This window comes from Ehrlichia muris subsp. eauclairensis (assembly GCF_051097115.1).
Classification (GTDB): Bacteria; Pseudomonadota; Alphaproteobacteria; order Rickettsiales; family Anaplasmataceae; genus Ehrlichia; species Ehrlichia muris.
In genome coordinates, this window is the sequence record NZ_CP118226.1 from 627,331 (window position 1) to 653,094 (window position 25,764).

Annotated in this window: 18 protein-coding genes and 2 tRNA genes; 6 read left to right on the top strand and 14 right to left on the bottom strand. The window is 29.4% G+C overall.

The features are described 5' to 3' along the window. Positions 1 to 266: 266 nt before the first annotated feature. On the bottom strand, positions 267 to 1,208 hold the full coding sequence (gene mdh, locus PVA18_RS02585) for a malate dehydrogenase (protein ID WP_045804592.1): 942 nt from the start codon (positions 1,206 to 1,208) through the stop codon (positions 267 to 269). A 74-nt stretch (positions 1,209 to 1,282) separates the two neighbouring features. Beyond that, complete coding sequence (locus tag PVA18_RS02590) at positions 1,283 to 1,633, bottom strand: dihydroneopterin aldolase (RefSeq protein ID WP_045804591.1); 351 nt, start codon at positions 1,631 to 1,633, stop codon at positions 1,283 to 1,285. Between the two features lie 13 nt (positions 1,634 to 1,646). Here PVA18_RS02590 and PVA18_RS02595 point away from each other — a divergent pair, with 13 nt between their 5' ends. Continuing rightward, entirely contained in the window at positions 1,647 to 2,429 is a 783-nt protein-coding gene (locus PVA18_RS02595; protein WP_231568489.1) for an RDD family protein, read from the top strand. A gap of 814 nt (positions 2,430 to 3,243) precedes the next feature. Here the strand turns inward: PVA18_RS02595 and tsaD are convergent. The 4 genes from tsaD to PVA18_RS02615 all read right to left on the bottom strand — a co-directional run bounded on the left by tsaD (position 3,244) and on the right by PVA18_RS02615 (position 6,101). Continuing rightward, positions 3,244 to 4,296 (bottom strand): tRNA (adenosine(37)-N6)-threonylcarbamoyltransferase complex transferase subunit TsaD, encoded by a 1,053-nt coding sequence (gene tsaD / locus PVA18_RS02600; RefSeq protein ID WP_231568488.1) that lies wholly within the window; start codon positions 4,294 to 4,296, stop codon positions 3,244 to 3,246. 5 nt (positions 4,297 to 4,301) lie between these two features. After that, positions 4,302 to 5,285: a TAXI family TRAP transporter solute-binding subunit gene (locus tag PVA18_RS02605; RefSeq protein ID WP_045804590.1), complete on the bottom strand. Its 984-nt coding sequence runs from the start codon at positions 5,283 to 5,285 to the stop codon at positions 4,302 to 4,304. After that, positions 5,285 to 6,007, bottom strand: a complete 723-nt coding sequence (locus PVA18_RS02610) for a triosephosphate isomerase (RefSeq protein ID WP_045804589.1) — start codon at positions 6,005 to 6,007, stop codon at positions 5,285 to 5,287. The genes PVA18_RS02605 and PVA18_RS02610 overlap by 1 nt, the downstream gene beginning before the upstream one ends. Positions 6,008 to 6,028: 21 nt before the next feature. After that, positions 6,029 to 6,101, bottom strand: a tRNA-Thr gene (locus PVA18_RS02615). Between the two features lie 125 nt (positions 6,102 to 6,226). On the opposite strand from PVA18_RS02615, the gene rsmA reads away from it, so the two are divergent. Next, the gene (rsmA, locus tag PVA18_RS02620; protein WP_045804588.1) at positions 6,227 to 7,015 is read left to right on the top strand and encodes a 16S rRNA (adenine(1518)-N(6)/adenine(1519)-N(6))-dimethyltransferase RsmA; all 789 of its coding nucleotides are present in this window, start codon (positions 6,227 to 6,229) and stop codon (positions 7,013 to 7,015) included. 78 nt (positions 7,016 to 7,093) lie between these two features. On the opposite strand, the gene PVA18_RS02625 is transcribed toward rsmA, so the two are convergent. From PVA18_RS02625 to hpf, 6 genes are all read right to left on the bottom strand, one after another. After that, complete coding sequence (locus PVA18_RS02625) at positions 7,094 to 8,119, bottom strand: NAD(P)/FAD-dependent oxidoreductase (RefSeq protein ID WP_045804587.1); 1,026 nt, start codon at positions 8,117 to 8,119, stop codon at positions 7,094 to 7,096. A gap of 515 nt (positions 8,120 to 8,634) precedes the next feature. After that, the gene (locus tag PVA18_RS02630; protein WP_045804656.1) at positions 8,635 to 9,969 is read right to left on the bottom strand and encodes a TldD/PmbA family protein; all 1,335 of its coding nucleotides are present in this window, start codon (positions 9,967 to 9,969) and stop codon (positions 8,635 to 8,637) included. A gap of 12 nt (positions 9,970 to 9,981) precedes the next feature. Then, positions 9,982 to 10,554, bottom strand: coding sequence for a GTP cyclohydrolase I (gene folE, locus PVA18_RS02635; protein ID WP_045804586.1), 573 nt, complete (start codon positions 10,552 to 10,554; stop codon positions 9,982 to 9,984). Positions 10,555 to 10,567: 13 nt separating this feature from the next. After that, positions 10,568 to 11,410, bottom strand: coding sequence for an ATP synthase F1 subunit gamma (atpG, locus tag PVA18_RS02640; RefSeq protein WP_045804585.1), 843 nt, complete (start codon positions 11,408 to 11,410; stop codon positions 10,568 to 10,570). A gap of 96 nt (positions 11,411 to 11,506) precedes the next feature. Next, positions 11,507 to 21,364, bottom strand: coding sequence for an ankyrin repeat domain-containing protein (locus tag PVA18_RS02645; RefSeq protein ID WP_045804584.1), 9,858 nt, complete (start codon positions 21,362 to 21,364; stop codon positions 11,507 to 11,509). A 158-nt stretch (positions 21,365 to 21,522) separates the two neighbouring features. Next, entirely contained in the window at positions 21,523 to 22,110 is a 588-nt protein-coding gene (gene hpf / locus PVA18_RS02650) for a ribosome hibernation-promoting factor, HPF/YfiA family (RefSeq protein ID WP_045804583.1), read from the bottom strand. A 115-nt stretch (positions 22,111 to 22,225) separates the two neighbouring features. Between hpf and PVA18_RS02655 the strand changes: the two genes are divergently transcribed. Further along, positions 22,226 to 23,116 (top strand): RNA polymerase factor sigma-32, encoded by an 891-nt coding sequence (locus PVA18_RS02655; RefSeq protein WP_045804582.1) that lies wholly within the window; start codon positions 22,226 to 22,228, stop codon positions 23,114 to 23,116. 400 nt (positions 23,117 to 23,516) lie between these two features. On the opposite strand, the gene ykgO is transcribed toward PVA18_RS02655, so the two are convergent. Together ykgO and PVA18_RS02665 are read right to left on the bottom strand one after the other, a co-directional pair. Next, complete coding sequence (gene ykgO, locus PVA18_RS02660) at positions 23,517 to 23,645, bottom strand: type B 50S ribosomal protein L36 (RefSeq protein WP_006011728.1); 129 nt, start codon at positions 23,643 to 23,645, stop codon at positions 23,517 to 23,519. A gap of 37 nt (positions 23,646 to 23,682) precedes the next feature. Next, a tRNA-Ser gene (locus PVA18_RS02665) sits at positions 23,683 to 23,775 on the bottom strand. Positions 23,776 to 24,023: 248 nt separating this feature from the next. Between PVA18_RS02665 and PVA18_RS02670 the strand changes: the two genes are divergently transcribed. The 3 genes from PVA18_RS02670 (at position 24,024) to PVA18_RS02680 (ending at position 25,750) form a co-directional block, all read left to right on the top strand. Further along, positions 24,024 to 24,374, top strand: a complete 351-nt coding sequence (locus PVA18_RS02670) for an ECH_0659 family protein (RefSeq protein WP_045804581.1) — start codon at positions 24,024 to 24,026, stop codon at positions 24,372 to 24,374. A gap of 47 nt (positions 24,375 to 24,421) precedes the next feature. Further along, a complete protein-coding gene (locus PVA18_RS02675; RefSeq protein ID WP_045804580.1) occupies positions 24,422 to 24,976 on the top strand; it encodes a head-tail connector protein in 555 nt (184 codons plus the stop codon). A 384-nt stretch (positions 24,977 to 25,360) separates the two neighbouring features. Further along, positions 25,361 to 25,750, top strand: a complete 390-nt coding sequence (locus PVA18_RS02680) for a phage tail tube protein (RefSeq protein ID WP_045804578.1) — start codon at positions 25,361 to 25,363, stop codon at positions 25,748 to 25,750. Positions 25,751 to 25,764: the final 14 nt, after the last annotated feature.

Consider the following 25,764-nt stretch of genomic DNA (forward strand, 5'->3'; position numbering starts at 1 on the left):
TATTATTTCTTTTATAAGGTCTAATTCCTTAATTTTGCTCCCTACGTAAAGTAGGTAAAAAAGTACTAATATATTAAAATAATAAATCTATTAGCACGTATATTAATCTAACTTAGCAGCAAACACTATAAAAATTAACAATAATAAATATTACTACCTATAAATCTTGAATAATAAAAGATATACTTATTATTCAAGACACAAGTATAGTTAGAAATAACTAAAATTTTCAAATTTAGATTAAGATAAAAGTTCGATAACAAACATTAAACATTACTTACTAGCTTCTTAATTAACATAACAGAATTATTAAACACATTATTTTCCTCTTCAGTCAGTTGAAGCTCTATTATTTTTTCTACGCCATTTTTGCCAATAATTACAGGCACACCCACAAATAAATCATAGATTCCATATTCCCCTTTTAAATAAACGGAACAAGATAATATTAACCTTTTATCATTTAAATAAGAATCAACCATTAACAAAGCAGATTCAGCAGGAGCATAATAAGCTGAACCTGTTTTTAACAAACTGACTATTTCTTCACCACCTTTTCTAGTCCTTTCTATAATTTCATCAACTTTATCTTGTGTAATCAAATTGGTTTTTATTAAATCAGCAATAGATATTCCACCAACTGATGAGTATTTTACTAAAGGAAGCATTAGATCTCCATGACCACCCAATACTAGAGAATTCACACTATCTACTGATACATTCAATTCTTTTGCAATAAAATAAGAGAACCTTGCTGCATCAAGTATCCCAGCCATACCAACAACCATATTACTTGGCAAATTTGAATACTTATACATAGCTAAAACCATGACATCAAGTGGATTAGTAACTACAACAACAAATGCATTAGAAGCATATTTAGCAATATTTTCTGCTACTTCCTTTATAACATTAACATTAGTATTAATTAAATCATCACGACTCATGCCAGGCTTTCTAGTTATCCCAGCAGTAACAACAATTGCATCAGCACCTTCAATATCAGCATAACTGCTAGCACCTAATATTTCTCCATTATACCCCCCTATTACTGAAGATTCAGCCATATCGAGTGCCTTCCCTTTAGCTATACCATGATTAATATCTAATAAAACCACATCTCCCAAATTTTTTAACCTAGCTAAATATGCTACCATACCTCCAATATTACCTGCACCAATAAGAGCAATTTTTTTACGCTTAATCATATCCCCCTCTATGCTTCAATCACACTTATGAAGTTTACATAATTATAAAATATATAACAATATTTAATACTGAACTAGCTATCACTTTCTGTAGATTCCAACACAATACTAATATTACTATCTGTTCCACAAGCACAAGATTTGTATAATTTTAAATAACAGTGGTAAATTTTTTCATCTGCCATAATATAAGCCAGTAAATCTGATGCCATTGTTTCTAATAATAGAAAACGACGTGAACTAACAAAATTAACCAAGTTATTGATAAATATACTGTAATCGACAGTATCATTAATATCATATATAGAATCAGAAGAGCGAAGAGTTAAGTCACAATCTATTACTATTTTTTGTCTTATAACTTTTTCCCAGCAACGTATTCCTACATAAGAATAGGCTGTCAACCCATGAATTTGCATTTTCATCTATATTAAATATGTGATAGATAATAAAAATTGTAAAGCCAAGGATATATTATCATTAACAGAAATTCAACAAAAATACCTAACAAATCCTTACTTTATTATAAATTTTTTCGACATTAGATTCATAACTTTTTACAAAATACTATTGTATTTAATTTTATATAGTATAAATATCAATGTTGAAATAATTGAGAATAATGTAAAAATGTTTTTATATAATTACTTGCCTTTTTTAAAAAAAAATAAACAAGATCAAGATGATAATAAACTTTGCTATTCAGGAGGAATAAGAAGACTTAGTAGCATATTAATAGACCTCACTATTTTAATATTTATATTACAAATTATACACAATGTATATTCTTATTTCTTTATGTATGAGCAAGCAGATAATACTGTAATAAAAATTATAGAAAAATATAAAATGAGTGCACCATTAACTGAACAAGAAGAACAAATTAAAAATAGATATGTATATAAAGCCATTTGTGGACAAATTATTCAAATCATTGCACTTTACATATACGCTACATATAGCTGGGTTAAATTTTCTGCAACATTAGGAAAATTCTTGACAGGGTTAAGAGTTGTTGATGCTACAACTTTACAAAAAATAACACTATCTCAATCAACTAAACGTATTTTTGGATCTATTGTTTCTTCTCTACCGTTATGCTTGGGAATATTATGGTGTAACTTCAATAAACGTAAACAAACATGGCATGATAAAATAGCAAACACTGTCGTAGTAACTAATAAAAGCTTAAAAAACTATCATAATAACCATAATTCATGATTATTATTAAAAACAAAGAAAGCATATTACTAAAATAAGTATTTTAAAATATATATATAATCTAATTTTTAGTACTTTCACGTGTTTTTACCGAAAATTCGAATTTAGATTTTTCAGCATATATGTATGACTCTTAGTAACCAGTACCCTCTTCCCAGCACATTTAAATATTTTAATAATATAAAAAATTTTAATATTTCACCTCTGATGCAATTTCTTTATTGTTTATCTCTATCATGTTTATATAGTACTTAAGATATTATCCATTTTCTTACAACATCACAAGACTAATATTACTGGATACTATATACCTATCCTTATATCTATTAGCTAGTATTTTTTTATTACAAATCAAATCATAATTCGAATAAACCAAAAAATATAACCATAACTATTAAATAGCTTTAACTAAATACTTTCTACACATAAAATATCTAAATATATCAGTATATACTGCATAATATTATAATTTTTACTGATAAAATTAATAGAAAAGTTACATGTGTTAATGCATAATTATTAATAAGGACGCTAAAAATTCATACTCTTTTTTAGCATACTAAACCTTTTACTTTTGAAGTAAAATCTAAACTAAAATTTAAAAAGCTCCTGCTATATAAGATATATCAAAGTTATATATTATTATGCATAACCATCATGAGAACACTAAAAATCCATACTATTTTTTAGTATACTAAGCTTTTTACTTTTGAAGTAAAATCTAAACTAACACTTTAAAAGCTCCTGCTATACAAGATATATCAAAGTTATAATTACCAATGCAGTCATTATTATGATAATAACAAAAAGTTAGCTACTTCTTTGATAGAGTAAATTTTAAATTCTCTAAAGGCCATCTTGCTTTTGGAGTAAAATCTAAATTTGAAATATAACCTTTTGCTAAATTTTCAACACCAGCCCATCCTATCATAATTCCATTATCAGTACACAATTTACTCGGAGGATATAACACTTCAAAATTATTATCATCTGCACACATCAATATACGGCTACGTAATAATTTATTAGCTGCAACACCACCAGTAACTACTAACTTATGAATTCTCTGATCTATAGCCTTCGACATTACAATTGCATTATTAATTCTATTTACTAATATATCACCAACACAATCTTGAAAAGATGCTGAAATATCACATACAAATTCATGAGTTATACATTCCTGATTTGCAATAATATTTCTTACAGCAGTTTTAAGACCAGAAAATGAAAAATCACATCCAGAACGATTAGTTAATGCTCGTGGTAAAATAAAGTTTCTACCATCACCAGACAAAGACTTTTCTTCAATAATTGGTCCTCCAGGATATCCAAGATTTAACATCCTTGCTACTTTATCAAACACCTCTCCCAAAGAATCATCTAAAGAAGAACCTAACTTATAATAACATCCTATATCATAAGCCACCAAAAATTGACAATGTCCTCCAGATATCACCAATAATAGAAATGGAAAATCAATTTCGCAAAACATACGAATAATTAAAGCATGAGCCTCTAAATGATTGATTTCAATAATAGGTTTACCAGTAACACTAGCAATTGCTTTAGCCATCATTACACCAACTATCAATCCACCAATAAGTCCTGGACCAGCAGTAACAGCAATAGCATCGATATTACTTAAAGAAACTTGTGATTCTTCTATACAGTTAACAATTAAACCATATAAATAGTTAATATGAGCACGAGAAGCAATTTCTGGAACAACTCCACCATATACTGAATGCTCTTGCTGCGAAAGAATCTTATGAGATAAAACCTCTTTATTGCTATTTACAATAGCAACAGCAGTCTCATCACAACTCGTTTCTATACCCAATACTATCTTTATTGATTTATTCACACTTTTTATTTTATAGCCCCAATTTCCCTATAATAACGCTTAGCACCATCATGCATAGGGGTAATATCTGACTTAGCCATATCTTGCAGAGTAAGAGTCTTCAAAGCTCCAGTAATACCACGTAGCTCTCGCAAATGAGTTACTATAGATTTTACTACCTTATATGCTAAATCGTCACTTAATTCTGTAGTTGTAACTAGCGCTGCCTTTACTGATACAGTCTGTATATCTGATGGATTGTTATATAATTTACCATTGATAATATCCCTTTGATAATAAGGATACTTAGCATGTAAATCGGCTATTAACTTATCATCCAAAGAAATAAATGTTATATCACAAGTCGCAGATGCTTCCTGAATAGAGGCATTAGGATGCCCGATTACATCTACCATTACATCAATTTTATTATCACATAAAGCTTGCGCCTGTTCTGACGATTTTAATTCTGCCATAACAGAAAAATCCCTTTTAGTCCAACCTTTTTCCTTTAATAGCTTTGACATTGCTACTCTTACCCCAGTACCAGGACTACCAATATTCACTCTTTTGCCTTTTATATCATCAATCACTGATATACCAGAGTCCTTTCTAACAACAATAGTAATGTATTCCCTATGCAAAGATGCTAATATTCTTAAATTGTCCATCGGAGGCATTTTCTCATAAAATCCTAGTCCATTATAAGCATAGTACTCTAAATCTGATTGAACAATGCCTACATCCATATTTGAATAACGTATAGAATTCAGGTTATATACACTTCCAGTAGTAGAAGAAATAGAACAAATTACCTTACTATCATCTTTACCATAATCAGTTGTCATAAATCTACAGATACTACCACCTATTGGATAATATACTCCTGTCATAGAACCAGTACCAATCAAGATATACTGTTTGTCTAAACTATCTGCTTCTGGTGAGGCAATTGCATTATTAAAAAGCACACTAATAATAAATGAACATATAACCAACATTTTTTTCATTAGTTTTGCCTCACATTTATAGCACCATATATTATATTACAAAAACTATCTAATCTTAAACTCGCACCACCAACTAATACACCAGATAACTGGTTTATATCAATCACATTTTTTATATTATTTTGACTTACTGCACCACCGTATATAATCTCAGATGTACTGTCATATGACCTAATAATATTTAAAGATTCAATTATCATATCAATAGAAGGTATACTATTGCTTCCTATCGCCCATACAGGCTCATATGCAATGATGAATTTGCCATGCTTAGGAAAAGAATTATAACATTGATTTAGCAAAACATCTTTTAGCATACCACTTTCCCTATCCAATAAAGTTTCTCCAATACAAATGATTGGTATCAATCCTGCATTTATCGCAGCATTTGCTTTTAACTGTACACAATGATCAGATTCATGAAACATGTTTCTTCTTTCAGAGTGACCTACTATTACATAACTACATCCACAGCTGTATAACATCTTAGCGCTAACTTCTCCTGTATATTTTCCCTCAGCTTCATAAAAACAATTTTGTGCACCAAGCTTTATATTAGGAATACAATCAACTATCTTAGGCAATGCAATAAAAGGCGGACACAGTACTATCTCCACATCAGCTTTTACATTAATTAGGTTAGTACTTAATTCTTTTGTAAAAGAGGAAAAGGTAAGAAAGTCACCATACATCTTCCAATTAGCAACGATGAGCAATGACATAAAAAATTACTATAAAATGTGTGCCGGCTATAAGACTTGAACTCATAACCCTCTGATTACAAATCAGATGCTCTACCAATTGAGCTAAGCCGGCTAGAATCCCCCATAATTTTATATGATATAATATTATAAAGTCAATACCTAGAAATCATATTTTATATCTAATTATATTATTTTGCATGTATAATAAGCATAATTTATCATTACATCATTTTAATTATGCATAATCTTAATAAGATAAATCCTAAAAAAGAATTAAGCCAATGTTTTATTTCTTCAACTAACATTACAGACAAGATAGTTAATTATGCTGGAAATATTAGCGATTATTCAATAATAGAAATTGGTCCAGGACTTGGTACAATGACTTATTCTATATTAAACCAAAATCCAAAGAAATTAATTTCTATCGAAAAAGACAGTAGATTATTACCAATACATGAGAAAATAGTTAAAGAATATCAAGGAAAATATGAATTTATATTGTCAGATGCACTGAATATTGATTTACGGAACATAGTTGAACCTCCAGTAAAAGTCATAGCAAATTTACCTTACCATATCGCAACTCCCTTATTGATAAAATGGATAGATTATATTAATTTTTTTACTAGTTTTACATTAATGTTTCAAAAAGAAGTAGCAGATCGTATAGTAGCACAACCAAATAGCAAAAGTTATGGGATACTATCTATACTTATTCAGTTGTTATCTAATACATATAAAATGGAAGATTTTGCACCAGAAATATTTTCACCTCAACCTAAAGTCATGTCATCTGTAATCAATATAATTGTATTATCAGAACCTAGATTTCATGTAAATCACAATAAATTATTTCAAGTATTAAAAACAACATTTAGTGAACGCCGTAAAATGATACGCTCTACACTAAAAAAACTTACTCATAATGCAGATGAAATTCTACAATCTCTTAATATTGCTAATAATTTACGCCCTGAAAATTTATCAATAGAACAATTTTGTAAAATTGCAAGTTATATATAATTGGTGCTACATATATTATATACTATCAAATAGGAAGATATACTAAACTATTACACCTATCATAATCTACATAACAAGCTAGATTATCTGTAAATTTTTCGGTATACCTTTTGAAGTAGAATATTGAAAATTTAATGGAGAATTAGGATATATCACATGATATATATGATGACATGCCATTGCAGATTCTGAAAACCCTGTCAGTATCAACTTAAGCTTTCCTGGATATGTAGCTATATCACCAACTGCATATATTCTATCGCGATTTGTTTTACAAGTCCTAACATCAACAAGCATTTGATAATTTCTTATTTCTATTTCCCAATTCAATATGGGACCAAGATTTGCAGATGTACCAAAAAATGGAAATAAATAATCAACTTGTAGTGTCATTTTTTCCTGATTTGTGATATTTTTAAGAACTACAGAATGTAATTTCCCTTCTTCACCATATAACTCCTTAATCTGATACGGAACAATAATTTTAATTTTTCCGCTTCGTGACAAATTATCCATTTGTAATGCAGTATTAGGAGCACAACGAAAATTCTTCCTTCTATGCACTATATATAATTGTTTAGCAATTTTAGAAAGTTCAACTGCCCAATCAGCAGCTGAATCACCTCCCCCTGCTATCATGATATTTTTATTAGAAAAATCTGAAATTTTCCTCACTTGATAAAATACTGACTTGTTTTCATAATCAAGAATATTATCTATAGGAGGGCGATTTGGACCAAATGCTCCAGCTCCAGCAGCAATTACAATAACTTTACTTTGTACTACAATTCCTTTGTTAGTCCTTATTAAAAAATAATCTGAATAATCTTCTATCTTTTCAGCAACTTGTCCCAATAAATATTTAGGACTAAAAGGCTCAGACTGTTTTCTTAAATTATCTATTAACTCTTTACCATTAATTATTGGATACCCAGGAATATCATATATTGGCTTTTCTGGATACAATGCTACACACTGTCCTCCAATTTCATTTAATGCATCGATAACACAACATTGCATTTTGAGCATACCAGCTTGAAATACAGTAAATATCCCAACAGGACCAGCTCCTATTACTGCAATATCAGTCGTATAATCAATCATATCTTTCTCATATATTAGCCAAATTTCATGCTAATACCTTAAACTAAACAAGAAAATTTATCTAGAAATATTATATAATAACACTATATGGTAATGTATTCATATTATAAAAAAATACAATTTCAATCCATTTGGATTTTTTAATATAGAATAACTCATTGTACCGAATCCTGAACCAACTTCTATTATTGAGTAATAACTAATATTTCCAGCATAATTAATTATCTTATCTGTAATGTTAGTTGAAGAAACAAAACATAAAAATATGTATATATTTGCTATTCCTCACAAGACAACTTGATAACAAGAATTTTTATATAATTTGAAAACAATCACGCTTAAAACACTTATATAAAGTATCAAACTTTGAGCTAAAAAATGGACTCATACCAAACAGCTATACCTAACATTTAAAACATGTTATTAATAAATGACATACAGTAACTTATTATAAGATAGATATCATCATAATCTTTTGAGTATAAATCACAAGAAAAATACTATTAAAATTTTCACTATCCAGCAACTGTAACATCATCTATCCTTATTGTAGGAGAATTTACTGAACCAAGAAACACCAAATCATTTGCAATTGACATTCTAGAAAACATATGCTGTAGTTTACTAGCAATTGTAATTCCATTTACTGGATAGGATATTTTGCCATTTTCTATAAAAAATCCTGATGCACCTTGACTGTAATCACCAGTAATTAAGTTAATACCAAAACCAAAAAGATCAGTAATATAAAGTCCTTTCTTTATATCTGACATTAATTCTTGAACAGATAAAGTTCCATTTTGTATATAAAAATTACTAACTCCAGGAGTTACCGATGCATTAGAATGCCTTATAGCATTTCCAGTAGTTCTAAGATTTAATTTATTAGCTGAACGTATATCTAGAATCCAACTTCTCAATATACCATTTTCTACTACTAATTTTTTATTTCCAACAACTCCTTCCCCATCAAAAGGCCTAGAAGACAGACCAGATACCATTAATGGATCATCTATTATAAAAACGTTATCCGGAAAAATTTTTTTATTAATATGATTACTTAAAAACGAAGCTTCATTAGCTATGTTATCCCCTCTTATAGCACTTGCAAAATTTTTTAATAATGTACTAGCTACTCTATTTTCAACTACAACTGACATTTTGCAGGTTTGTATTTTCCCAGGATCTAATCTATTAATTGCTCTTAATGCAGCTTCTTCTCCCATTTTTATTGGATCTTTCATGTCATCTAAATTACATACAGAAGAAAAATCATACCCTACCTCCATTTTATCACCCATACCAGCAATAACAGAAATACTACTTGTAAAATTAGATTTACTATAAGTACCTATAAACCCATTTGAAGTTGCTAAAACAAGATTCGTTGTACCACTAGAAAATGAAGATCCCTCTGAATTAATAACCTTACTGTCATAAGATAACGCAGCATTTTCCATGCTTTCAGTAATTTTTTTACATTGATCAACTGTAACATTAGTCTTATCTAATATCATTAGATCATGACTAGTGAGCAAATTTTCCCTATTAATAAAATCATCATACAAAGAAATATATGGATCTCCTGTAGATAATTTTGCCATAGCAACAGCTTGACCTATAAATTTTGAAATATTAGAAAATTCATTAGCAGAAATACACGCAAACTGATTATTATTTACAATAACCCTAATCCCTATTGTACAGTTTTTAGATTGAATCACTTCACTAATTTTATGGAGACGTTGTAACAAAGACAATCTATTATTCTGACAAATTACTACATCACCAATATAACCAATACTCTTTATTCTTTTTACAGCATCTTCAGCTACATTTAAAATCTCCAATTTATCCTCCAATTAATCAATATTAGCAAAAAACTCTCTCCTTAGCTCCATATTATCTTGGAAAACTCCAATTGCATACATTGTTTGCAATTTTAAATTATTCTTATCTTTTTCTTTACAACATGCAACACAATCATGTACTGCTTCAACATTAACAATAGCCCCTTTAGGAAGTAAATAATCATTAAAAGCTCTCGCTATTTCCATGGTTAATCTTTCTTGAAGTTGCAATCTTTTCGTGAAACAATTAATCAACTTAACAATTTTACCAACACCAAATATTAATTTATCAGGAATATATCCAATGCTGATTTTACCTTTCATAGGAAGAATATGATGCTCACAATATGAAGTAAATTCAGTATCTTTTAAAATTACCATATCGTTATAACCTTCATTAAACAATACGGACCCTCGAATAGAAAGCATATCTACTTTATACCCTGAAAAAAAACCTTTATAAACATTTAATACACGCTTAGCAGTATCAACAAGACCTTCCCTATTTGGATCATCACCTATCCATCTTATTAATAAATTAATAGCTTCTTCCGCTTCACTATCAGAAGGTTTATTACTTTTCATAAATTCTCACTTATTAATTTAATGACTCAAAACCGCTAATTATCTCTATTAGATCAGTAGTTATAGATGCTTGTCTAGAACAATTGTATTCCAATGCTAACTTATTTAACATATCTTTAGTATTCCGATTTGCAGATTCCATAGCAATCATACGAGAACAATGTTCACTAGCAGAATTTTCTAAAAAGGCAACATACATTAAACTTAATATATAACCCAAACTTACAGTAGATAAAATATCAATATATGTTGGCTCACACTGATACACTTCTTTTAGCAATACCGAAATTTCAAGATTACAAGGTATTAATTCCTGGACACTAGGCTTTTGCAGCATAGTACTATAAAACTTATTAAACAATATTATAACATTATCAAATTGATCAAAGTTAATACCACTATTATATACAAAAAGCTTAAAATACAAAAAATCTGTAATAGATTTAGTATTAGAAAATACATCCAATATCTTATCTGAGTACTGGTTATACATCATATCATATGCTTTTTTACCAAAAAAAATTAATTTCACCTCCTTATTATTACTTTCTAAATTAGAGATATAAGATTTGGTAAATTTAATTATTAAATTATTAAAGTTACCACATAACCCTCTGTCAGAAGACATTACAATCAACAAAATCTTTTCTTTCTTAGATACAGGAACAAGATCATGTGTCATTGGGGTAACATAATCTACAATAGCACCAAGTTCTAATAAATGCTTCTTAGCATTTTCTAACTTCTGCTGAACACGATGCAACTTAGCAGCAGATATCATCTGCATAACCTTAGTAGTCTTTTGTATAGATTTTACGCTTTTTATTCTTGACAATAAAGCTTTAAGATTAGACATAAACCTTAAATTAAAAATACCTCTTCAAAGTATATTATCTTTTAGTAGCTATACAAGAATTTTATAAATATAAAAACACTACTTTCATAAATAGCATTACCTACCTTGCCCTTTTGACTTATTCTTAGGCTTAGGAGAAGGCAAAGGCGTTACAGAACCTAATGAAGCATCACTAACAAATTCTTGATCAATATTAATACTTACCTCGCTTTTTCCACTTGTCAAAGGCACATCTTCTTGGTAATCTTGAGCGTTATGCTTTACATCTTCTGATCTCATAGGTGATCTCATCCCTTTAGAACTAGATCTATAAAGATCAGTGTCACTACTACATTTATTCAAATTACGTTCCCATATCTGCTGTATATTTTCTACAACTTCATCATTACATCGACTAAAATTCCATCCGCTCTTAGAAAACCTGATAATATCTTTAGATGAATAACGTTCTGTAGTAGAGACTGCTCCGTCACCTTTATTACTTTTAGATACATCTTCCGATCTCAATCGTGACTGCTCTTGATTTTTTTGAGCAATACCATATATAGATGATCTCGCCTCTTCAGGATGCCATTGATTAAGATCAGTATCACTTCGACTTATTCTGTTAGATAAATCTTTCACAGCATCACCACTATGCTGCTCCACATTCAATATGCCCTTAGAAAATTTGAGCACATCTTTAGCAAATAAAGAACGTTCTATTGTCGGCATTTTTTTGCCATCATTATTTTTATCGTCTTTTATAATTCTTGGTACCAATCCTTGCATTAAAATTCTCAGCTCCTTTTTCTTATCCTTCTGTATATCATCAGCAGCTGCTTCTATCTTCTCGAAGCTTTGAGCTAAATCTGAAACTTTAGATGTTATAATCTCATCGTGTAAACCATCATCAGAAATACCTACCTTAATTTCAGCTGATAAATCTTTTGATTCCGCTGTTTTTAATTGAGGAGACCCCTGTACAGACTTGGAAGTAGATGCTACAGCTATAGATTTAGAAGTTGTTAAAGGAAACTCTAAACTAGATGATGAATCCACAACATGTACACCTTCTACCCGTTGATATATTTTTTCATGTATATTATTATATTTTATAGATTCATCATGACATACTTGTCTTATTAAGTCTCTATATCCTGGACCATCTAGGTATGATAAAGCTTCTAACCTCCCCTTTATCATATACATATTCTGTAGATCATTTTCATATTTTTTTAATATCTGTTTACAAGCTTCAATTACAGACTCTTGTTTTAATATTTCACTGCTTAATATATTCAATACTTCCCGATATCTTGAAAACATCGTACCATATGAAGAACATAAGGATTTAAGTTCACCTTGCAATCCTTTTTTATCAGAAGAATTCATATACACTTCAAAAGCTCTCAGATGTTTTTCAAGGTCACATTTATCACTTAAAAAGCGTGCTTTCTGTTCCGATGAAACTAATGTATCCGGTAATTTCGACACTAATGACCGTGTCATACTTTCCTCTTTATCTGTAGATTCCGATGAAACTAATGTATCCGGTAATTTCGACACTAATGACCGTGTCATACTTTCCTCTTTATCTGTAGATAAAGACATATCCCAACGGTCTTTAGGTGATAACAATGTTTCATTTTCTTCCATCGTAAATTTAGATGATCCTAAAGATTGATGAGATGTAATACTAGCATGTGGATCCTGACCTACAGACTCGTCAACTCCATGATCTCTATCTAATGAAGTTGTAGATTTAACTTCCTGATTGAGAGAATCTTTACTTCTTTGCTCCTTCCATCTACCATCCCTTAAAGCATCTTCCAATTTTATTCCACCAATGTAAACGCAACAGCGATCAAAATGTATTTTTTCACCACGCCTTCCATATTTTTCTGCATCCTGATCACTCAACGATACACTACCATCGGAATTTACTATAACATTAACCACTTGTTCTTTTGCCCCTTTTGGAACAACAGGTTTCCAAGATAATTTAAGTTTTACAGATCCATTAGTAACAACATAATTTCTTTTCTTGCCAACACTTTGCACATACCCTTTGTCTTCATTAGAAAAATTAAATTTTACTGTTCGTAAGCTATACTCTTGACAAAAATCACTACTCAATAATTTAGTTGTTTGTAATTTTCCACCACCCATACTAGTAGACAATATACCACCTATTATATCAAACTGTATATTGTCATACTTCATGCCTTGTCCTAACTGAACACAATTTTTAAATTCAGAAATACACTGAGATTTAATGCCGTAATATTTATCTCTACCATTTACCAAAGATTGTAAAACATCAAGCTGCTCACCTGGAAATCTTGCACTAAGTTTTCCAGAAGTATCAATAAGTCTTGCCAACCGAGATGGAAAGATTCCTAATTTATTTTTTACATTAAGTGAAGCACCACGGGATACCAAAAATTCTACGAGTTTAAGATGTTCAAGTGTTACCATCTCAGGAGAAGATATCATAAAAATCAACAAACTATGTAAAGGTGTATTACCATCTTTATCCTTTCTATTTATATTACTTCCAGTTGATAATACTGCTTTAACTATTTCTCTTGAACCAGTCATAACAGCTTTATGTAAAGATGAATTATCATGTATATCTACATTATTTATGCCAATAGTTGCATAACATTCACGAATGTAATTATATAAATCAGCATTACCAGCTTCAGCACAATTTACTAATATAGAATTAAAATCACATTCATCAGATATTTTTCTTTTGCCTAATAATTCTTCTAGTGTTTTTACTAAAGTATATGCACCAGGAACACATGCTATAGATTCCATCCCATTTTCAAATTTTAAATTTCTATTATTAAATAATAGATCTTGTAGCAATTCTGGATCTTTATCTTTTAAACAACGTACAATTGTCTCAACAAGTTCTAACAATTTGATATTATCATTCTTGATTTTCCCAGCAGCAATGTCTCTACACAATTTTTGAAAAACATTGTTACCTTCACTATCTGTATTAACTAAAGTTTTCCTAATAACATCATCATTTAATATTTTTCGTAGTTTTGCATAATTTACATCAGCAACACTTTTATATTTAATAGACTCATCACCTAAAATACTGCTACAAATTTTATAACACACATCACTAAATTTATGCTCTAGAACTTTAGATGCTTTAATTTCATTGCTAAGATCATAAATAGAATCGTATTCAAAAAATGTACTTTTTGCCTGACTAAATCTTTTACCATGATATTCATTTGCCCGAGAATGTGGTGTTAATAACTCCATCAATGTAGCATTATCACTTCTTTCTAACTCCAATAACATATCAAGAGCTGTATCACCAGACTGATTTCTACAATTAATATCAAAATTATGATTGTGCAGTAACCCAATAAATAAACTGTGTACTTTCCTATCCGATAACTTTTCTGGATTCCTTTTTAAAAATTCTACAAATTTATGTAATAAGGTATTTCCATCTTTATCAGTAATATTCGGATTTAACTTCTTGTTAGAATCCACCAAAGCTTTTATAAAATCAAGATCACCAGACAAAACAGCACGCTCAGCAATAGAAGCTTCTTCTGATAAAGTTCTAAGTTGTAATACTGATGCACTAGGAGCTCTATTAATTGCCCCAATATAATCATCAAAACCTCCTTTTTTCTGAATCAGAGATTCTATTTCATTCTGACTGTCTAATATTTCCTTTTTATTTTTACTAATAACAATTTCACTTTCCGGTAATACATCATCTTCTAAAAAATCATAATCACTTCCTATGTCACCATCAGTTACTAAACTCGATAAACCTGCATGCTGGCTAGATGGAAGAGCTTCTGCACCACTACCAAATTGAGGCTCTCCTAACTGAGCTGATACTGGTGGAGATACCCTTGATGAATCACCAATCTCCTCAAGATTATCAAACAATGCTTCTTCTGCACGAGTTGCAAACTTAGACTCATAAGACAGTAAGGCTTCCTTTATTAAAGGATCAGAAGTATTTTTCACTATATGCAACAAATTTTTTTGCTGCTTAATAAAATCATATCTTTTCCTAATACTCATTCTTGCTAAAAAGTCATTAGATACTTCTGGACTTTCACTAACAAAAATAGCATCAAAGACTTGTTCATAATACTTATTTTTTGGTAGCTTTTCGATACTAGCATCTAGTTTTTGCGATAATATTAGATTAACAGCTTCTTCACGTACTTTTGAACTTTGTACACGACCCTCAGCAGCATGATACAATAGCCCTCTTCCTCTACAATCTGAAGCTACTGCTAATTTTTTATTGCCTTTAATTAAATCTTCAAACTCAAAATCACCTTCTTCATTTTTCATGCCACTATAAGCACAAAGATGCGCTAAATTAGCTTTTTGTGATGTTTTTGAGTTTATATCTCCACAAAGTAACTTAATGCTTTTATACATATCATAGTTACCAGACACCGCAAGATATTGAAAAAAAGATAATCCATTTGAAGGATTAATTTGGTTAATCATCTTTTTGATAAGATCTTGAAGCTTCTTATCTCTTACATCTATTGCATGTTTATAAGATTTTTCAGCTATTGCATATAAAAATTTAACATTTTCTTCTGTAACCAAATGAAATATATTACTTTTCAAACAATTAACACACTGGTTAATGGTATAATCATACAATTTCGGATATTGACTTATAACCTCATTGACATGTTTTGCAACCATACGTACTAAGCTTTCACTAACTACTGGATTACTTCTACCATCCATAATATTATTGCAATATTTCAACGTAGCTAGTTCTAAATAGTCCACTATATCAAGATTAGCGTTTTCTCTCCGCGCAAAATCACATAGTGTATCAGAAGATTTTAAATTACACTTATAATTCCCTTTTAATTGTTTAGCAATTTTCTTATATGTTGGTGTTTTAATATCATATTGTTCTAACAATAAAGCAGGATTCCTCTTTATAAGCTGTTTCAATAATTCAAGATTATTAGATAATATTGCACCATAAGGTAGTACATCATCCCCCACGGCTATTTCAGGATTATTCTTTAAATAGTCACAACATACTCCTAACAGATCTGGATAACAAACAGCTAATCCTAAATGACTTAACCCTTGATCACATTCTAACCAAAAGTCTTCTCCTTTTTTCTCAATCAAATATCTTAAAGCTTGAGAATTATTTTTTTTAATAACATCTCCAATACTGAGTTTTTGGTTAATTGAAAGATCAAGAGCATTTTCCAAGACACTAAAAGCTGCTAAAGCATTAGCATTATGCATAACAGACCGTGAAACTTTATTTAATACATCAGGATCAGTAGATCTAGAAATTAGATCTGATAGAAATAGACATAATATATCAGATTTAATATTTAATTTAGGATCAACAACCTCCTGTAATACACCAAATAGGTCTTTTTCATTATAATACTTCATTAAAGATCTTATAAATTCTTCGTTTCCAACCTTACAAGCATAAGTTAATAAGTTATGTCCTTCTATTTTATGCTTTGTTAAATGAACTCGCTGTTTAAATATAGATTTACCCGTATAATGTTCAACGTTGAACAACTCTTCTAGTAAGTCACAATCTTTACTATCGACAATACCTTTGACGAAAACTTCATTCATCATTAAATCTTTTACATGCTTTTTACGTTGTTCAATTTCATGAATAAAACCTATACAAACTCTCTTGTATCCTTTCTGAGCTGCAATAGCAAAAGGTGTCACACCTTCCTTGTTAGGCTGCAAAAATGCATTCATTAATATATCTGCTGGAAATCTACCATTATGTATAATATCTTCAACTAAGTTAAATTGATCCTCCGATATCATAGTATGAAAAACATTATTACCATTATCACCATATACTGCTGCTAATTCTTTAGGTTTAATATTCTCTATAAAATACTTAAGCATTGGCGTATTGCATTTAATAACAGCAGCTTGAAATGGACTAAGCAGAGTGGACAATTTATTTCCATTCAATGGATCACCAATATTAAAAAACAGATTTTTTGTTTTTCTATCCTGTGCTATACCTTGATATCCCTTTACTAGCTTATTCCATTGCTCAACATTTCCAAGCGCTGCTACCAAAGTAAATACAGTATGCCCTATCTCTCCATGACTTTTTTCAGCATATTTTGCTACATTATCATTCAATAAATCAACAATCTCTTTTTGAAATCTCTCAATATCACCACTCCTTACTATTGATACATATGGTGATAAAATACCAAACTGACCTACATTACCTCTTGATAAAGGGAACATATCTTTTAGAATACTTTTTTCTTTACTTAATGGAGTTGTGCTAATAGTTGTTGAATTTGATTTGGTCTCATATATACGTGCTGGATTATAATTATCATCTAGACCTTTGCTTGTTAATTCAGGATAAACCTTAGCACAATACCGTAAAACTTCAATATTACCACATTTTTGAGCATTATCTAATACCTTAAGCACTAATACAGACCTTACTGAAGGATCAAGTATTCTAATAAAATCAGCATTCTCCTTCAAAATATTCAGAACATCTTCGTGATGAATTATTGAAATTTCATCAAAAGATTTCATTAGATTCTCACTCAAATGATGTGGGACATTCCCTTGATAATCTCTTACAGCTTGTAGAATCATTCCTCTATGCACTGAAATTATATGCTTAACTAAAGGTACATTTTGTAGATCCGATGCAGTTTCTAATAAACTCTTACCATGTTCTGTATCATAGATCATATATGGGAAATGTTTCAACAACAACTTAAGATCTTCCATTTGATCATTATTAACACAATAAAATAGAAAACTTTTCACTTTAGGCATCATTACTGCTGCACAAACAGGATCTTTATGACTAGCATAGATAATACTTGTAATGCCATTAGCTATAAGATAACGAGATGAAGTTTCTTGTATAACCTTATCAAATAAATCACCATTCCTAGCAAATATCTGAGCTAATTTCTGATAATCATCATTGGTTATGTATGGATTACGTATTATATTAATAAAAACCTCAGGAGATATATAATTTAAAGATCCTTCTTTTTTTGAACAATTTATCATATAATCCAGCACCATAGAAACGCCTAAAGCAGCTACTACATCATGTAAAAAATTATAATCTTTAATTTTAATGACTTCTTTTATAAAAGCATTTCGATTAAATGATCTTTCGTATCCATGAAATGTGCGTTTAATTGATTCAATATCCCTAGATTCAATAACATGTTTTATTATGCCAATATCAATACCTAGATCATTAACTCTTTTATAATATTGACGACATTCTTCTACATTATTAAACTTCTTATATCCGTTAACTATTCTTGAAACTAATTCTGAATCATATGCAGAGTAATCCCCAAATATTCTTCTGTAATCAGACAACATTATAAAATTATGCTCATTTAAATTCTCAAATAGAGCACATTTTAACTCTTGCAGAGTTTCTTGCATTCCTTCTTTTTTCTTTCCTGATATTTCCTTTTGTAATGTCGCTACTATTTCTAGTGTTTGTTTGTATTCTTTTTCTAGATGTTTTTTGTCTTCTTGTAACATGCGCATTTCTGGTACTACCTCTCCTTTTTTCTGAGATTTTTGGATACCATTTATGGCTTCCTGTATTTGATATCTGTATTCTTTCAGTTTACTTAAATTCTTGAGTTGTTCTTCTAATTGCCTATCTAATTGCTTTACTGATTCATCTGATAATTGTTTATCTAATGTTCCTAATGATAAGTTCCTCAATTTTAGTAATCGATATTGCGCATTTTGTATGCGTTTCTCTAATGCTAATTCCTGATCTGATATTGTTAATAATGGTACTCGTACCTCACTGAATATTGCTTGTCCATTACTCTCTTCTATTAATCTCTCTCCTTTTTGTATCTGTTTTACAATATCTCTTTGTAGCTGCATTTTCATATCTAACAACACAATGTGTTTCGCTATCCACAATCTTGAGTCTCGTTCTACTAATGTTCCCGCAGATTCTGATACTACTTTTTGTTTTTGTACTTGATCCAGTTCTGCTTGTAGTTTTTCTATCTCTGCTATCCTATCCTTTAGGTCTGATACAGATTTTGTTATCCCTACCAATGCATTAATATATTCTAACCTACTATTTAATAGTACTACCTTCTCTTTTTGACTTGCCTGTTGTGAATTTTGTAATACACGTATATCTTTTAATATTTCGTCTTGTAAGAGTAATTGATTCGTTAACACACTTTCGACTTGCAAATCTTGCCTGTTTTGCTTTAATTCTCCTTCATGCTTCGTTAACCGCTTTTGTTCTTTTTCTAGTTCTTCTAGCCCTTCCACATACATTTTCCTTTGTAGATACTCTTGCTGTAAGCCCTCTAATACTTTTTCTATAAACTTTAAGCATTCCTGTCTGTTTCTTTGTAGATCTTGTTGTATTACTTTTAGCTCTTTCCCTACTTGTGAATGTATTTCTTTCTTCATAAGTTCTTGAGATTCAACTTTTTTAAATAAAAGTTTCTCGACTTCACGCTGTGCGTTCTCTAGTTTTAGTAGTTCTTGATATTTGATTTGTAGTCTAAGTATTTCTACAATACCTGATAACGGTAATCTTGCCTTCTTTACTGTCTCATTAATCTCTTGTCGTACATGTTTCACCTTACGTTGTAATTCTGCTGATTTCTCTATGTGACCGTGTATTGTTGTTATGTTATCCAATTCACAACGTACTTTTAGTACCTTTGCTTCCTCTACCTTTTTATTATCTTTATCATCAAAAATCCCAGCTTCCAGTCTCTCTATTTCTTGTTGCAATTGTGTTTGCTTTTCTAATGCTCCCTCTAGTGCTAATTTAGATTTTATTTTACTTATATCGAATATTTTGATAACAGATTCATCTGACTTAACTATATCCTGCAACAACTTTTTGATTTTTAGCTCTTCACTCGAACATGCTGCTCGCAATTTACTATACAATTCATCTCTTCTAATTTCTTCTCTCTGTTCTGAATCTAACAATTTTTCTTGTTGTATTACTAACTGTGCTGATTGTTCTTCCTGTCGTTGTAATTTTTGTTGCTGTACCAAGCTTTCCTTATCACACAGTTCTTCAAAATACTTTTCAGCATTTTTCAATATATAGGGAACTATAATAGCATTCTGGTGCTTTACTGCTAAATCAATAACACTCTCATTATTTTTAGTACGTGCTAATAGATTGCAATTCTTTAATATATCGTCAAAATCAATCTCATCTCCTAAATTACCAATTAATTCAGACTTTGCAAGTAAATGAAGTGGTGTTTCTCCCAATTTATTTTTTTCAGCTAATAAATTATTTAAACCAAATCCTGTACTTGATTTTGCATTGTCAAGACCTGCATATAACGATTTTATTTTATTAAGTACAACATTAAAAACTGCTTTTTGTTCAGGGTTAGCAGTATAGTTATTAAAAAGACAATGTAATACATTGCTGTTATCATTTTCTCTAGCACGAGCATGATACAGTGCATCTGGTAAATTTAACACTAGATCACAACATTCAGGGTCATCAGAAAGTATAGCATTAGCTAATACACCGCGACCTTGATTATCAGTAACTTTCCAATTAACTCTCTTCAAAAGTTTTGTCTTACGTGTTAAATGAATATTTTGGAATTGACATAAAAACTGCTCTCCAATTCTTGCAGCCATAAGCAATGGATACTCTCCATTCGCATCCTTAGCATTTATTACATCATCGCTACAATGTCTTAAAACCTCCCCAAATATCTCAACATTAACGGGTTTTTTATCATTCTGATGCCGCTTAAGTATATATTGCAATATACCATTTCCACCTTCTACATTACCAAATATTGCATCAGATATTTCTTTATTTGTCGATGACTCAAAGAAATTCTTAACACTTACCATATCTCCAGATTTAATGGCATTGTACAAATATTGCTTTTCCATACTCTTTAACCAGAAACATTTACAAAAAACTTATAATAAAACGATATTTGATTAATAAATTATAATATATAAATAAATATTAATTTTTTTATCACTTAATAATACACCATACGTTATAAGTAATAAAGTAAATTTCTTTAATACAAAATATACTTAACTTATTTAATAGGAGATATATTTAGTGGATCTACCCATACTATATTACCGTTACTCTTAGCATATATCATATTAATTCTATTATTCTTTACATTAATAAATAAAAGAGCTGGCAAAGATAACAATTCCATTTCCATAATTGCATCCCCAATAGTCATAGTTTGTATAATAACATCTTCTTCTATTACTAATGCTGAATCATCAGTGTCATGATATTTTTCCACTTTATCACTATCCAATACATACCCAAAACATCTCATCTGCGACTTTATAGAGTTTTTATTGTGACGATATTTACTAATTCTCTCACTTTTGTGTTTCTGCAACTTATCACGCAAATAATTAATAGCATTATCTATGGCATGATATGCTGTATCTGACGTTTTAGAAATTCTAATAAACTCACTCTTGACATCACTAATACTAATTGTAGATTTAAATAAGTTTGCATCTTTAGATAAAATCATTTTCATATTGACCGTTAAGTCATTTACAAAAAATTTAGTTATATGATCTTGTACAGCATTTTCAACATAAGCTTTAATATTGTCAGTAACATCAAAGCCTCTAGCAGTAATAAGTATATTCATAATCACTCTTAAAAATTACACTGACAAATTAATACACAAAAACTCTAAAATTTACTATACATCTTTATATCACTTTGATATAATGCAGCACTATAATTAAGTTTTATATATTAATATGCTAACGAATTCTATATTTTCCTTAACCCAAGATAATTTAATGTCCTACATTAATGAAGTATATGCGTTCCCTATCTTATCTCATGAAGAAGAAGATAGGTTAGCAAAAAGCTGGTATGAAAATAGAATTATTGCTGATGCCCATAGATTAGTTACTAGCCACTTAAGGCTAGTAGTCAAAATTGCATTAAGCTTTAAAAATTACGAGTTACCCCTTATAGAATTAATAATGGAAGGAAACATAGGGTTGATGCAAGCTGTAAAAAAATTTAACCCTACTCTTGGCTTTAGGTTATCTACTTATGCAATATGGTGGATTAAAGCTTCCATTAAAGACTATATACTTAAATCTTGGTCATGTATCAAAATTGGTACAACACAAGCACAAAGAAAGTTATTTTTTAGCTTGAGGAAAATCAAGAAAAAACTTTTTAAGTATAATAATAATATTACAAAAGAAGATATAAAACTGATTGCAAATGAGTGTTCAACTTCTGAGCAAGAAGTTGAACAAATGAATAGGTATTTTTCCTACAGAGACAGGTCCTTAAATGAAATAGTATTCTCTAACGACAATCAAAATGGTATCGAGTTACAAGAAATCATCAAATGTGATACTCCAAATCAAGAAGATATATATCTAATAAATGAGGAATCAAATATAAAGAATACCTTAATTGCACAGGCTTTATCAACGTTAAATACAAGATACCGCGACATATTTATTAGAAGAAGATTGGCCGAAGAACCAGATACTTTAGAAGTATTAAGCCAAGAATATAATATATCCAAGGAGAGAGTCAGGCAAATAGAAATGCATGCCTTTACTAAAATAAAGAACTTTATTGTATCTAAAAAAGAAAACTTAGGTTATTATAGCCATAGCTAGTCAATAAAAAGTATTACAGCTGTTTTATTCATATTAAGAATAAATAGGCTTATGTTTTCTATAATTAGTAGGGATGTGTAAAATACATAATTTATAAATCAACTTACCTTATATAAAAAAGGTAAGTACGTTAACTAACTCATATTGTTACAATAAAAATATGAAAAAAATTATTTAAAACATTAATCAAAAACATATACCATACTAATTCCATTATTGTACTCATTAAGCATATAAACTAATAAAATTAGTTATGTACCTTAGATTAGCTTCTTATATAAAAGAAAAAAATACCTAACGTTAAATTAACCGATAACATCAATTCTAAAATAAGACAATCAAAAAAGCATTTATAATATTTTAAGAACAATTTCCACAAAAGTACTTAAATAATACTTCATTAATACCCCTGTCTTGCCTTAAATCTTGGATTTTTTTTATTTATTACATAAATACGCCCCTTCCTGCGTACAACCCTACAGTCCTTATCCCTTACTTTTGCAGATTTAAGTGATCCAATAACTTTCATTTTTTTTCCTATATTCAATAATACTACTATATATCCTTGGCGGAGAGAGAGGGATTCGAACCCTCGATACGATTTAAGGTCGTATAACGGTTTAGCAAACCGTCGCCTTCAGCCTCTCGGCCACCTCTCCCATCAATACTTTATATTTTTACAAATTACCTATAAAAATGCAAAAAACAACACATATTATAAAACTTACTAAGCAAATTTCAATACATTTCTATTTATCCCCCCTCAATGTTCATAACTATACCCTACAAAATTTTTTAATGTTATTCAAATAGCAATACAAAAATATTCAACCAAAATATAAATAAACTGCTTCCTTAATATTAAATCAAGTATATATAATACATCAAATACAACATTAATATTATTATGATAAAAACTTTTAATCATAGCGAAAAAATCTTCACGCAACAAAAAAAATTAGATGAATTCTCATATACAATTGACAATATCACCACAAAATACCAAATGAAATTTGAAAATAAGATGGAGGACATAACATCTAATTTTCTAACCTATTTTCAACATTCTTTAGAAAAGGAATTAATATCACTAATCAAAAAAATACACTCTCACAATTTCCAAGAACTCAATAAATATCTTATAGAACAACTATTAAACTCTAGCAGTTTAGCAAGCCTTAATAAACATGAGAAAGATACTATTGCTAAAATATTTAATAAAATTTCTCTCAGTATATTAGAGAATTTAGTCTTTTAATAAAAACCCAATATAAAAAGCCATTATCAATATAACAATGGAGTTATATGCTAGAAAATTCTATGCTGTGTATTACACGCAAAACTGTACCTGTATCTCTGCCTATTACCTTATCAGAAGTAAAATCTTTCTTACGTATAAATAATAACCAAGATGATATATTAATCAATAATTTGATTACTATGGCATCTGAATATGCACAATGGTATATTGAAAAGTCATTAATGAAACAAACATGGGAAATTTCCTGTAGTAGTTATATACCTGGAAAAATACAGTTATTATTTAATCCAATAATAAAAGTTAATTATGTAAAAACAATATATACAAATGGAAGTGAAGAATTTATAGATCAAAAATACTATCACGTAGATACATTACTATCATATATTTCATTCAATAAACAAATTCATGGAGATAGAATAGAAATTTTATATGAAGCAGGATATACTGACAATGCATTAATACCTGCACAAATTAGACACGGTATACTACATCATGTTGCTATATCATACAAAAACAGAGAATCAGAAAATATCAATAATCTAACTTTTATAAAAAACATATACTCTCCCTTCCGTGAACTAAAGTTAGTTTTATGACAAATATAACAAAGGAAATCTTTAACTCAACTATCAAATTACTCAAATCTAATAATAACTTAACAAATATTATAACCGATATATACGATGTTATACCCAATAAAGTATCACTACCATATATATATATATATATAAGTAACTTAAAAACACTAAATACGTTTAACAGTAATATGTCAAAAATACAATTATCATGTAAAATCTATTGTTACCAATCTAATACACTATACACAATACTAAATTTAATCACCGATCTACTAGTAAATCATAAATCTGATATAGCTAATTTTGAATACGAGATTGCCCCAGAATATAGCTATAATACAAACCAGCATAACGAAATTGCATATGCACTATTAAATTTTACTATCTTAGCAAAAAAAACTCATGTCAATACAACTACAAATTAAGGATTCTAATAACTCTTTTTCCTCTTTAAATAATATAAAAAGTGTACGAATTAGCCTACATAATAAAAACGAATATATTAAAAACATTTCCTTATCAGGATGGAAAACTGCTTTAGAGAATTCAGGAAATAAACATGTAATATTCAAGATCAATGGCATTATAGATTACTCACCTGCAAATCAACTTTTACAACAATATTCTTTCAACAACGATATTATGGAACTTAAAATAATTATCAATAAAAAAGAGGTAATATCAGCAAAATGTATTGTCGAATTATATGAAAGATATTACGAATCAAGCAATTTTGACAATTTTAATACAATCTTAACAAGCTATAAAAAAGTAACTTTTAATGATTATTAATACAATTAATATAT